Source organism: Bacteroides sp. 1_1_30, assembly GCF_020982715.1.
Lineage (GTDB): Bacteria > Bacteroidota > Bacteroidia > Bacteroidales > Bacteroidaceae > Bacteroides > Bacteroides xylanisolvens.
Genome location: NZ_JAJKHN010000061.1, coordinates 26,808 through 41,359, shown reverse-complemented (window position 1 = coordinate 41,359; position 14,552 = coordinate 26,808). Strand labels below are relative to the sequence as shown.

The following is a 14,552-nucleotide window of genomic DNA, read 5'->3' as shown; positions in this document are numbered from 1 at the left end:
TCATAAGAAAATATAGGCACTGACTGAATTAGCTAAATGAGCGGAGAAAAACTTACCACCAAATTTGACGAAGAACCGGATTTCTACTCATTTGGGGATTAATCGTCTTTCACAGAATTCACGGCAAGTTGTCGGATATTATGACTTTACAGATGATTATTATCTACATTCCAATTCTAAAGGAAACACATGGGTGGTGAGTCATGGTGGAATTTTCTACTATAATACATCTTATAAACGATTTGTACAGATTAAGAATCTGAAAGTACCCGTAGAGGATATGGATAAACGGGCGTTCGTAACGGATGATGGTGTTTTGTGGATTTTCACCCAACAAACAGGGGAGCTGTTACAGGTTTCGCAGGATGCTTTTGATTGTGACACATTATCAATTCATTCAACTGTTTCATCTACTAATTTTCATGCGAAACCTATTGAAGATGTCTTTTATCAGAATGGCGTTCTCTGTTTTATCGATAGTGAGCATGATCTTTATGTTTATGATATTTCCCGACAATCTAAAATTTATATTCGTAACCTTTCTTCATTAGTGCAGAAGAATGGAACTATTGCAGGAATAGCCCTTTTCTATGAAGATATTATTATTGGTTTTCGAACGAATGGGTTAGTCCGTCTCCGTACTTCACAAAAATATAAAGAAGAAGTGGTCGACCGGAATGTACGTATATATAGTATTTATCGAGATCCTCATCAGAATGTCTTATGGGTTGCTTCGGACGGACAAGGAACGATTATGTATGCTAAGAAATATTCTATTGCCACCAATTTGATGCTCAATCAACTGTCATCTAACTTAAGCAGGCAGGTACGTTCTGTTATGACAGACAATAGTGGTGGGCTATGGTTCGGGACGAAAGGTGATGGACTGCTGCATATACCGGATTATCGTGAGAATGAGGAGGCTTCTGCCGTTACAGTTTACTCTCCTGAAGGAAAGCAAAATGTTGTGTCTTATATACGATGGAATAAAGAATTTCCCGTTTATAAATTGGTTCAAAGCCGTTATATGGATGGCTTTTGGATAGGATCTGGAGATCCGGGACTATTTTACTATTCTTTTGAAGACAAAGCTTTGCATTCTGTGGAGAATCTGCCGGCACAACCCACCGAGATACATGGCATTTATGAGGAAAATGATAGTGTACTTTATGTGGTGACAGCCGGTTCCGGTTTTCATAAATTAATACTTGAGAAGCAGGCAGGTACCATTCGTTTCAAGTCGCAGAAAAGTTATCATTTTTTTCACGGTCAGCGAGAAATTACGATGTTCTATCCAATGTTGCCCGAAGGGGATTCTATTTTGTGGCTTGGCAGTCGGGAGAAAGGACTCGTACGGTTTGATAAGCGGACTGAAGAATATAAAGTGATTTCTTTGAAAGAAATGCTTCATAAGTCGGTAGACGATGTGCTCAGCCTGTATCGGACCAAAGAAGGGTTGTTATATGTAGGGACAACATCAGGATTGGTATGTCTGAATTCTAATGGAAAACAGATGAAAGCTACCTATATCGGACGGGAGCAAGGTTTGCTCAATGATATGATTCATGGTGTACTTGAAGATGAGAACGGACTCTTATGGCTTGGTACGAATCGGGGGCTGATTAAATACAATCCGATAAATGGCTCATCACATGCCTACTTTTACAGTGCAGGTGTTCAAATCGGTGAGTTTAGCGATGATGCTTATTACATGTGTCCATATACACAGGAGCTTTTTTTCGGTGGGATTGACGGGTTACTTTATCTGGATAAAGAGGTGCAGGCTGCTCCGGAATTTTATCCGGATATTTTGTTACGTAAGTTGACTGTTGGACATACGCAAGTGGTTCAGGGGGATGGAGATTACTATACAGACGATGGTAAGGCATTACAGTTGAAGGGGACGGAGGTTTCATTTGCACTTTCTTTTGTTGTTCCGGATTTTTTATCAGGAGAAGATATAGAATATTCTTACCAGTTGGAAGGATATGATAAGGATTGGACCTCTTTTAGTAGTATTAATGAAGCCTCATATACAGGAGTGCCGGCAGGTGATTATATCTTTAAGGTACGCTATAAGAGGGATGTATTTGATACGGAATATCGGCATTTTTCTATTCCGGTATATATCCTTTCTCCCTGGTATCGATCGGTGGCGGCTTATTTGGTTTATTTGGTCATTTTCTTGTTGCTGTTAGGGTACGTGATATATTTACTACGTAAAAACTACCTTCAGGAACGGATGATGAAAACACTGATGGGGACAGAAAGTTGCCGGAAATCCGAGACTGTATATACAAACCGTAGGATGCTTGAAGATTTTACTCTTATTTATAATTATTGTGACCAATTGCGTGCAGAGAATCTTTCTTATGAGCAATGTCTTGAGAAAGTGTCACTGATACGCGAAACTGTGATGAACGCACTTCTTAATCCTGACGCTCTGTTTTTGGAAGAACTTAAACAATTCTTTCCGGATCGGTTTATTGTTTCTGCACGTATGAGTATACAGGGAGTTTCTCAAGAGGTGTTACGTACGTTGGAAGAACAAGGGATTGATCATTCTTCTATATCGTCAATGATTCCGGAACACTTAACATTTCCAGTTTACAAGAATGCATTATACAGTATTCTTTATTGCTGCTATCTCCGGATTACTGAAATGAAAGGTACTCATGGCGTAATAGTAGAAATGTCAGAACAGGATGGTAAGATGCAGCTACATTTTTCTTCTAAAGATGCTACTGCGAAAGCGTTGTATGAATATCTTTCAGATAAAGCTTCTTCAGTGACGGAGAAAGATTCCGATCATGTGTTTGCTGTGCATTTACTTTTAGGTTTTGTACGGTCGGCTTTGGAACGTATTCATGCCGTTCTTCGTTATGATGATGAGAGTGGTAGTCGGTTGACGATTATCTTTGAACCGGCGGTCTTGACAGTGGCAGGTGAACAAGGGAAAAAAACTGTGCTTTTGTTGGAAGACAGAGATGAAATGACTTGGTTGATTAGTAATTTCCTGGCTGATGAATACGTGGTTCATCAAGTAAAGAGTGTGCAGCTTGCTTTTGACGAAATTCGTCGGTCGGCTCCGGCTCTATTATTAGTGGATATGACAATGTATGCCAATGCTGAAAGTACTTTTATGGAGTATGTTAGCCGGAATCGTACTCTGCTTTCAAAGACAGCTTTTATTCCATTGTTAACCTGGAAAGTTGGTTCGGCCATTCAGCGGGAACTGATCTTGTGGTCTGATTCTTATATTGTACTTCCTTATGATATATTATTCTTGCGGGAAGTTGTCCATAATGCTATTTATGGAAAGCGGGAAGCGAAGCAGATATATATGGAGGAACTGGGAGATTTGGCGGGACAGATTGTCTGTACAACTACCGAACAAGCTGATTTTATTCGTAAATTGTTAAAGGTGATTGAAGAAAACCTGGACAAGGAAGAACTGGGCTCAACGTTGATCGCTGATCGTATGGCAATGAGTTCCCGTCAGTTCTATCGTAAATTCAAGGAAATTTCCAATACTGCTCCCGGTGATTTAATAAAGAGTTACCGTATGGAAAAGGCAGCCCGCCTGTTACTTGATGAAGAACTTTCTATTCAAGATGTTATTATGGAGGTCGGTATTTCCAGCCGGTCTTATTTTTATAAAGAGTTTACCCGTCGGTTCGGGATGACACCGAAAGATTATCGGGAACAGCGAAAGGTATGCTGATTGTCAGGTTAAATTCTTTCGTATAGGTGATTAGTTGGGAAACATTATTATTTATTTGTTTGTCACAACCTTGTGCTCTAAATTCCTTTTGTCGATTTTATTGTATTGATTATTAGTGTGTTAATCTGTGCTCTAATTTACCATTCTGTGCTTTAGATATGTGTCTTTATTTTGCCGTTTTTTTGGCAAGGTAGAGCATTGGACTTTTATTCGAATAGCCTTTATTTGCAACAATCTTTTTAAAGGGAATTAACCTTATTACTAATCAAATTTAAAGGAATTATGAATGAAAAACTAAAGTATCTTACCTTATTTGTAATAGGTATGATGTTGAGTTTGGGCATGAATGCTCAATCTGTAAAATCAATCTCCGGTACGGTAACCGATGATCAGGGAGAGGCGGTTATCAGTGGTACGGTGAAAGTTAAAAACGGTAGTACAGGAACAATCACTGACATTAACGGTAAATACACTCTCTCTGTTCCTTCCAATGCCACCTTGGTGTTTTCGTATATTGGTTATATCACACAAGAATTTAAAGTCTCGGAATTAAAGAGTAATGTTCTGAACGTAGTTCTGCAATCGGATACGAAAGCACTGGACGAAGTAGTCGTTGTAGGTTATGGTACCATGCGCAAATCAGACTTGACGGGTTCCATTTCCACAGCCAAAGGTAAAGACATGCTGAAAGCACAATCATTCAATGCGCTTGACGGATTGAAGGGTAAAGTGGCCGGTGTGAATATCTTCTCTAATACCGGTCAGCCGGGTGGAGAATCACGTGTCATCATTCGTGGTATTTCTACTATCAACGCGTCGGCATCACCGCTGTACGTAGTAGATGGAGTGGTGATGTCAAACTTCGAATTGCTTAATCCGAATGATATCGAATCTATCGAAGTATTGAAAGATGCTTCCTCTGCTGCCATCTATGGTGCCCGTGGTGCGAATGGTGTTATCATGGTGACTACCAAGCGCGGTAATGCAGGAAAAGGAGTCCATGTTTCCTATGATGGTTCATTGTCTATCGGTAAGATGGCTAGAAAAATAGACGTAATGGATGCTAACGAATGGATGTCTACCTTCAAGCAGGGATTGGAAAATGCCAACGAATTTCAAGGCAAGAACTTCACAACTGATCTGTCACAGATATTCACAGACGAACGTTTGTTCAATGCAGACGGTTCTCCGAAATATAATACCAACTGGCAGGATGAAGCATCCCGCACTGCCATCTCTCATAACCATCAGATCAGTATCCAACGTACAGGAGAAGGATCTTCTATCGGAGCATTCATTAATTATACCGATCAACAGGGTATTTTGTTGAATTCTTACTTCAAACGTATCAATGCAAAATTGGCGTATGATGACAAACCGACTGATTGGCTGTCTACTTCCGTTAATTTATTAGTAAATCATACTTGGGGTAATAGAACTTCTGATAACCCTTACGGACAAGGCGCATTGCGTACAATGATCGAACAGTTGCCTTTCTTACCGGTTAAGCTGGATGGTGAATATACGCAGACGAACATTATTAATACAAGCTCTATTCTCAATAATCAGACTGATCCTAATAGCGGAAAACAAGGATTCAGCCCGGAAGGTGTAGGTAATCCCGTTGAGTTGCTCGAACGGATGCAGGCTATGCAATATCGTACGCAGATTTTTGGTAATGCTGCTTTGACTTTCCATCTCATGAAAGGATTGGATCTGAAGACCCAGTTCGGTATCGACTATCACAATAATCGTGATGCTAACTATACGCCGTTCACTCCGCGTCCGATGATTAATCAAAGTTCCGAGGGAGCAGCTTCTGCAAATAACTCCAACTCTTTGTATTGGCAGGAAGAAACCTATTTGACTTATGTGAAAGATATAAACAAACATCACATTAATGCAATGGCGGGTATGTCTTGGCAAGAGTATAATTATACCAAATTCGAAGCTTCCGACAGTAAGTATATTGATGACTTCTACGGATATTATAATTTAGGTTCCGGAACGAACCGTCCTTCTGTAGGCAATGATTACGACAAGTGGGCGATGAACTCTTATTTCTTGCGTCTGGCATATTCTTATGACAACAAGTATATGGCTACCGTAACCGGTCGTTATGATGGCTCTTCCAAATTCGGACAGAACAATAAATATGCATTTTTCCCGTCAGTCGGCTTGGGTTGGATGATTTCTAATGAAGACTTTTTGAAAGATAACTCATTGATCAGCAAGCTGAAATTACATACTTCTTACGGTCTGACAGGTAATTCGGAAATTGGTACATATAAATCATTGGCTACGGTGAGCCAGTCGAATACGATCATTGGTGATGCTCTGCATGTAGTGTCTTATCTGGACAATATGCCTAATCCGGACCTGAAATGGGAAAAGACAGGACAGTGGGACTTAGGATTCGAGTTGGGTTTATTCAATAACAGACTGAATTTCGATATTTCCTATTATTATAAGTATACTTCGGATTTGTTGCTCGACCGTCCGGTTCCTGAATCAACAGGTTACTCTTCCATTATGGATAATATTGGAGCCGTTTCCAATCGTGGTGTAGATATTCTGGTTACAGCATATCCTATTCAGACACATGATTTCCAGTGGACTTCCACTCTTAATTTAGGTTTCAACAAAAACCGTGTAGAGAAGTTGGATGAAAGTGCATCTGTTGATCCTGTCACCGGTAAGCGTCAGATTACGACCGACGGTTTTGTGGGTTACGATATGTTGATTCGTGAAGGTGAAGAGCTTTCCTCTTTCTATGGTTATAAGCGTGCCGGTATTTACGATGGTATTCCGTCTAACTGGGATCCGGAGACAATGAACATACCTTCCACTATCGGTGAAAAGGTAACTTATAAGAAACGCGAAATTATCGGTAACGGATTACCTGACTGGATGGGCTCATTCATCAATACCTTCAATTATAAAGGATTTGATTTGACTTTAGACTTCCAGTTTACATGGGGGGTGGACGTGATGCAAGAATATTATCACTCTACTGTAGCCCGTTTCCTAACTAACGGTATAGACCGTCTTTATAAGGAAGCATGGCATCCAACTCTCAATCCGTCGGGTAAAGAACAGGCAATTCGTCTGAATAACTTTGGTCAGGGAGCTAATAACCAGGCAGATGATGACTGGGTTTGCAATGGTTCTTATTTGCGTTGTAACATGATTCAGCTCGGATATACCTTCAATCCGACACTGATTAAGAAGATCGGTCTGTCTTCATTGCGTTTGTATGCGAATGTGAATAACGCATTCCTGATTACTTCTAAGGACTATAACGGATATGATCCGGATAACTCATCTCGTTTAGGTGACAACAAATGGGGGGCTAACCGCCAATTCTTCACCTATCCGCGTCCGAGAACGTTTACGTTCGGTCTTAATGTAGCATTTTAATTCACCGTTATAAAAACCATAAGAATTATGAAACTATTAAAAGTATATATATCTGTATTTTGTATGTGTTCACTTTCTGTGTTGCTGAATTCATGCGACGATTTCCTGAAAGAAGAACCATTGGATATGAAGTCATCTGACCAATTCTGGAAGACGAAAGCTGATGCGGAGTCGGGTGTGAACGCATTGTATTTCGGTGGTGTACCTTATTTACACAACACTGATGTAGGCGGTGGCTGGACTCCTAAAGCGACAATGTGGGGTGGTATTGTGTCCGGATTGTACGTTGATAAGCGTAAGGATAGAACATTTACTACGGCATCCGAAGGGTGTAACTTCAATATTGAATCTTTTGATGATATTGCAATGAAATACTGGCATGAGTTTTATAAAGGTATTTCACGTGCCAACTTTGTTATTGCCAATATTCCGACAATGACCGGTGTGCTGGATGAAGCTACTATTAATAATTATGTGGCTCAAGGTAAATTCTTCCGTGCATATGGATATTTCTGGCTGGTCAAAGAATTTGGTGGTGTTCCTTATATTTCAGAACCTTACACATCTACAGAAGGTATGTACAAAGAACGTCTTTCTGCTGAAGAGGTTTATAAGAAAATTGAAGCCGACTTGCTGGATATTGTCAACGGGGATGCATTGCCGAATAAAACGTTTTATGATAATGGCTGTTATGTCACTAGGGCAATGGCGCAGACTTTGCTGGCACAAGTTTATTTGCAATGGGCTGGTGCACCGTTAAACGGTGGAACAGACTATTATGGAAAAGCAGCGCAGATGGCTTTGAAAGTGATCAATGATAGTCCTCACGAACTTATTCATCCAAATGGAACGACTGATGATTTGAGCTCGGCATATAATGTAATCAAGACTACGAAAAGTTCTGCAGAAATCATTTATGCTAAAGAATATAATTATAGTGATTATAGTGTAGGTAACTCTTATGCTTGTCGTTCTATTGGTACAGATGCTTTCCAATGGGGAGTGTTCCATCCGGGAGGAGACGTGCTGTATAATGCATACCTTCCCTGTGATATGTTGCTTAACAGCTATGCCTCTAATGATATTCGAGGACATGAGAAACAGTTCTTCTTTAAGAAATATACCGATGCTGCAGGAAAGACTTATACTTTGAACAATGCAGGCAACTGGGCGTGGTTTGATGAAAATGCTTTGATTAGCGGTCACGACGGTGATTATAATATGCCGGTATTCCGTTTTGCGGAAGTCTTGCTGATTGCGGCCGAAGGTCTGGCACGTACAAATCATGAAGATAATGCTGTCGGTGGAGCTAAATATTATCTCAATCAAGTGCGTAAACGTGCTGGATTGGCAGATGAGATGGCTACAGGAAATGATTTAATACAATCGATTTTGACTGAACGTTTACATGAGTTACCGTTGGAATTTAAGATTTGGGACGACATTCGCCGTACTCGTTTGTATCCGGAAGCATCTACAGAATCAGGAAAATTGAAATGGACTGCTCTTGCATCGGCTCAAATCCAAAACAAGCCAGATGGAAGCACAAGAGCCGGTGCCATTCCTGAATATGCTTTGTTATGGCCTATCCCGTTAGATGAAATTCAGGCTAATCCTGCGTTGGAAGGACATCAGAACCCGGGATGGAATTAATTAGGTAATAATAAATATTTGTTTCTGATAGAATTGGAGAGAGGGTAAAGGCTAATTATCCTCTCTCTATTGCTTAAACGGTTAGTCTTTCGGTTGTACTCTCATTGTATACACATAAATATTATGTTTTGATTCTCAGTTGTTTAACTTGTACTCTCGTTGACACTCGTTTCCTTTGGTTGACTATACTGCTATTTTTTCTTATTTTGGCGTATCAGAGGACTGATAATTGCTGAAAGATGCTTTAATTTGTAACATAAATAAAAAAGACTTGATAATCTAGTATTAATAGTTTAATTCGTAGACCATGAACAAAAAGAAACTACTATCTTTCGCAATAGCCCTGCTATTGGGAGTTTCCTCTACCTTTGCACAAAAGCAACCGGTAGACTATGTGAATCCTTTAATGGGGACTGATTCGAAAATATCACTATCTAATGGGAATACATATCCTGCCATCGCGTTGCCTTGGGGAATGAACTTCTGGATGCCACAAACCGGAAAGATGGGTGACGGTTGGGCTTACACTTATGCATCCGACAAAATCAGAGGTTTCAAGCAAACCCATCAGCCTAGTCCGTGGATCAATGACTACGGTCAGTTCTCAATCATGCCGATGACTAAACAGTTGAAGATCGATCAGGACAGTCGTGCTTCCTGGTTCTCTCATAAGGCAGAGAAAGCCACTCCTTATTATTATAGTGTTTATTTGTCAGAGTATGACATGACAACTGAAATAGCTCCGACGGAACGTTGTGCATATTTCCGTTTCACTTTCCCTGAAACCTCCGATGCCTATGTGGTAATAGATGCTTTCGATCGTGGTTCGTATGTGAAGGTGATTCCCGAAGAAAATAAAATAGTTGGTTATACGACACGCAATAGTGGCGGTGTTCCTCAAAACTTTAAAAATTACTTTGTGATAGAGTTCGACAAGCCTTTTACTTTCAATAAAGTATGGGCAGACTATCATTTGGTTGAAACACATCTCGAACTACAATCCAATCACGTGGGTGCTGCTATCGGATTTTCGACGAAAAAAGGAGAACAAGTGCATGCAAAAGTGGCATCCTCATTCATCAGCCCCGAACAGGCGGAACTGAACTTGAAGGAAATTGGTAATAAGACTTTTGAACAGACAAAAGAGGCCGGTCGTAAGGCATGGAACAATGTCTTGGGGCGTATCAAGGTTGAAGACAGCGATGAGAACCGTATGCGTACGTTCTACTCTTGCTTGTATCGTTCGGTGTTGTTTCCCCGTATGTTTTACGAGGTAAACGGTAAGGGAGAAACTGTGCATTACAGCCCCTATAATGGTGAAATCCGTTCGGGATATATGTTTACCGACACTGGATTCTGGGATACTTTCCGTTGCTTGTTTCCATTTGTTAATTTGATATATCCTTCAATGGGTGAGAAGATGCAGGAAGGCCTGTTGAATACCTATCTTGAAAGTGGATTCTTTCCTGAATGGGCAAGCCCGGGCCATCGTGGTTGTATGGTTGGGAACAATTCAGCTTCTGTAGTGGCGGATGCCTTCATGAAGAATGTAACCAAAGCGGATGCAGAAAAAATGTACGAAGGCCTACTGAAAGGGGCCAATAGCGTACATCCGAAAGTTTCTACTACCGGACGCCGTGGATATGAATATTATAACAAACTGGGCTATGTGCCATACGATGTGAAAATTAATGAGAATGCGGCACGCACATTGGAATATGCATACGATGACTGGTGCATTTACCGTATGGGTGAAAAATTAGGCCGTCCGGCAGAAGAACTGGATGTTTATAAGAAAAGGAGTCAGAACTACCGTAATCTGTTCGATCCGGAAACTAAGTTGATGCGGGGAAAGAATTCCGACGGAACTTTCCAGACTCCTTTCAATCCTTTTAAATGGGGAGATGCCTTTACGGAAGGAAATAGTTGGCATTATACATGGTCGGTATTCCACGATGTACAAGGACTGGTTGACCTGATGGGCGGCAAGAAGATGTTTGTCAGTATGCTTGATTCTGTATTCAATCTTCCTCCTGTATTTGATGATAGCTATTATGGAGGAGTGATTCACGAGATTCGTGAAATGGAAATTGCTAACATGGGTAACTATGCACATGGCAACCAACCTATCCAGCACATGATCTACTTGTATAACTATGCCGGCGAACCGTGGAAAGCCCAATATTGGTTGCGTGAGACGATGAACCGCCTCTATCTTCCTACTCCGGACGGTTATTGTGGAGATGAAGATAATGGACAGACTTCGGCTTGGTATGTATTTACTGCATTGGGTTTCTATCCGGTATGTCCGGGCAGCAATGAATATGTAATGGGAGCTCCTTACTTCAAGAAAGCAACGATTACACTGGAGAACGGCAAGAAACTGGAAATCTCCGCCCCGAAGAATAACGATGATAATCGTTATATTCGTTCATTGAATTATAATGGCAAGAATTATACAAAGAATTATCTGAACCATTTCGATCTGTTGAAAGGCGGTCGTCTGGTGTTTGATATGGATAACAAACCGAATAAGGGAAGAGGTATCAACGAATCAGACTTCCCGTATTCATTCTCTCGTGACGCAAAGTAAGCTGATATGAATAATTTGAGAAAGAAAGTATTGATGATGACTATGGCGGCAGCAACTTTGTCCGCCATAGCCCAACAGCCGGTAGACTATGTGAATCCGATTATCGGGACCAATGGGATGGGGCACACTTTTCCCGGTGCTTGCACTCCTTTCGGATGGGTACAGTTGAGTCCGGACACAGACACAATTCCGCATAATGTAAATGGAGCTTATCAGAAAAATGCCTACGAGTATTGTGCCGGTTACCAATATAGGGACAAGACCATTGTTGGCTTCAGTCACACTCATCTTAGTGGTACGGGACATTCTGACTTGGGAGACATCTTGTTGATGCCTGCTGTTGGCGATGTGAAGTTAAATCCCGGTCGGGCGGATTATCCGGAAGAGGGATACCGTTCACGTTTTGACCATGCTACAGAAAAAGCTGTTCCCGGATATTATGAAGTGATACTGGACGATTATGGCATTAAGGCCCAACTGACAGCAACACAACGGACGGGTATACATAAATATACCTTCCCGAAAGGAAAAGATGGTCATTTGATTTTGGATCTGGTGCATGGTATTTATAATTATGACGGCAAAGTTCTATGGGCCAATTTGAGAGTCGAAAACGATACTCTGTTGACCGGATATCGTATCACCAATGGATGGGCGCGTACGAATTATACCTATTTTGCTATCTCTTTGTCACAGCCGATTAAAGACTACGGATATAAGGATAAGGAAAAAGTATTGTACAATGGCTTTTGGCGTCGTTTTAAGTTGGAAAAGAACTTCCCCGAAATCACAGGTCGAAAAATCGTGGCTTACTTTAACTTCGATACCGCTAACAATTCGGAACTGGTTGTAAAAGTGGCATTGTCGGCAGTCAGTACGGAAGGGGCCATTAAGAATCTGCATGCCGAGGCTTCCGGAAAGAGTTTCGAACAGTTGGCGGAAGCTGCTCGTACAGATTGGAATAGTGAACTGAAGCATTTCGAGATCGAAGGTACGCCCGATCAGAAAGCAATGTTCTATACTTCTCTTTACCACACCATGATTAATCCGTCTGTGTATATGGATGTAGACGGTTCCTATCGTGGGCTGGATCATAACATACACCGGGCGGAAGGATTCACCAACTATACTATATTTTCCCTTTGGGATACCTATCGTGCGGAACATCCTTTCCTGAATCTGGTGAAACCGGGACGCAATGCGGATATGGTGGAATCCATGATTAAACATGAGCAACAAAGCGTGCACGGAATGTTGCCGATATGGAGTCTGATGGGAAATGAAAACTGGTGTATGAGCGGTTATCATGCTGTGTCTGTACTGGCGGATGCAATAACCAAAGGCGTCTTTTCGAATGTGGATGAGGCATTGGCGGCAATGGTCAGTACATCCACCGTTCCGTATTATGAAGGTATAGCTGATTATATGAAGCTGGGATATATTCCGCTTGACAAAAGTGGTACAGCAGCTTCTTCTACTTTGGAGTATGCATACGACGATTGGACTATCTATCAGACAGCTTTGAAGGCAGGTAACAAGGAAATAGCGGAGACTTACCGAAAGCGTGCCCTCAATTATCGTACTATCTATGATACAAGTATTGGTTTTGCACGTCCCCGTTATAGTGACGGTTCTTTCAAGAAAGAGTTTGATGTATTGCAAACCTATGGTGAAGGTTTTATTGAAGGCAATTCATGGAATTTCTCTTTTCATGTGCCACACGATGTATTTGGCATGATCGACTTGATGGGAGGAGAAGGGACGTTCGTGCAGAAATTGGATGAACTGTTCTCCATGCATCTGCCGGAGAAGTACTATGAGCATAATGAGGATATTACTGAAGAATGTTTGGTCGGCGGATATGTGCATGGTAATGAACCGAGCCACCATGTTCCTTATCTATATGCGTGGACTTCCCAGCCGTGGAAATCACAGTACTGGCTGCGTGAGATTCTGAATAAGATGTATAAGAATGATATTAACGGATTGGGTGGAAATGATGATTGCGGACAGATGTCAGCATGGTACCTTTTCTCCGTGATGGGCTTCTATCCGGTTTGTCCTGGTACAGACCAGTATGTATTGGGAGCGCCCTACCTGCCTTATCTGAAGATGACGCTTCCTAATGGAAAGACATTGGAGATCAAAGCGCCGGGTGTCAGCGACAAGAAACGTTACGTGCAGTCGCTGAAATTGAACGGTAAGGTATACGACAAGATGTACATTACACATGAAGACATTTTGAAAGGAGGCGTGCTTGAATTCAAGATGGGGGCGTCACCTAACAAACGTCGCGGATTATCACCGGAGGATAAACCTTATTCATTAACTAACGGAATCAACGAATAATCAATAAAGGAGTATGAAAAAGATACATTTAATCTATGCAGCCTGCCTGCTGGTAGGTATGGGGGCTTGTGCTGCAAGTGTGCAAAAACAGGTGAAGGATAATTCTGATGTATGGAAAGAGTACAATACAGGTGCTGTATTGTTTGAGGATAAAGCACCGGAAACGCTGGGATCGGACATTTACCACCGGATCATTCCCGATGCTGAATCGTATATCAAGGAACAGGCACGTACTGTATTAGCTACTCTTTACAATTCTCCGGAAGATAGTATTCCCGCAGTGCACAAGATACATTATACTTTGGAAGATATCAACGGTATTTCTGCTAAAGGCGGTGGCAATGGTGATGTGACGATTTTCTACAGTACACGTCATATTGAAAAATCTTTTGCAGCGAATGATACGGCAAAGTTGTTTTTCGAAACGCGCGGGGTGCTCTTGCATGAACTGACGCACGCATATCAGCTGGAACCGCAGGGAATTGGTTCTTATGGAACCAATCGTGTGTTCTGGGCATTTATCGAGGGAATGGCAGATGCTGTGCGGGTTGCCAATGGAGGATTTGACGGACCGAATGCCCGTCCGAAAGGTGGAAATTATATGGACGGATACCGTACGGCGGGTTATTTCTTCGTGTGGTTACGTGACAACAAAGATCCTGAATTCCTGCGTAAGTTTAACCGGAGTACATTGGAGGTTATCCCTTGGTCGTTTGATGGAGCTATCAAGCATGTTTTAGGAGACGAATATAATATTGATGAACTGTGGCATGAATATCAAGTTGCGGTAGGTGATATACAAGCATAATAATG

General features: G+C 41.5%; 5 protein-coding genes and 1 pseudogene. All 6 read left to right on the top strand.

All coding sequences use genetic code 11. The features are described from left to right. Positions 1-79: 79 nt before the first annotated feature. Positions 80-3,724, top strand: a pseudogene (locus LPH68_RS17570) (helix-turn-helix domain-containing protein); the annotation flags it as partial. Between the two features lie 282 nt (positions 3,725-4,006). Continuing rightward, complete coding sequence (locus LPH68_RS17565; protein ID WP_004305436.1) at positions 4,007-7,144, top strand: TonB-dependent receptor; 3,138 nt, start codon at positions 4,007-4,009, stop codon at positions 7,142-7,144. A 27-nt stretch (positions 7,145-7,171) separates the two neighbouring features. Then, on the top strand, positions 7,172-8,797 hold the full coding sequence (locus tag LPH68_RS17560; protein WP_230297035.1) for a RagB/SusD family nutrient uptake outer membrane protein: 1,626 nt from the start codon (positions 7,172-7,174) through the stop codon (positions 8,795-8,797). Positions 8,798-9,104: 307 nt separating this feature from the next. Next, entirely contained in the window at positions 9,105-11,390 is a 2,286-nt protein-coding gene (locus LPH68_RS17555) for a GH92 family glycosyl hydrolase (RefSeq protein ID WP_151923011.1), read from the top strand. 6 nt (positions 11,391-11,396) lie between these two features. Then, positions 11,397-13,739 carry a GH92 family glycosyl hydrolase gene (locus LPH68_RS17550; protein WP_049701844.1) on the top strand — a complete coding sequence of 781 codons (2,343 nt, stop codon included), beginning with the start codon at positions 11,397-11,399 and terminating at the stop codon, positions 13,737-13,739. 13 nt (positions 13,740-13,752) lie between these two features. Further along, a complete protein-coding gene (locus LPH68_RS17545; RefSeq protein WP_008020566.1) occupies positions 13,753-14,547 on the top strand; it encodes a basic secretory family protein in 795 nt (264 codons plus the stop codon). The last annotated feature ends 5 nt before the right edge of the window (positions 14,548-14,552 follow it).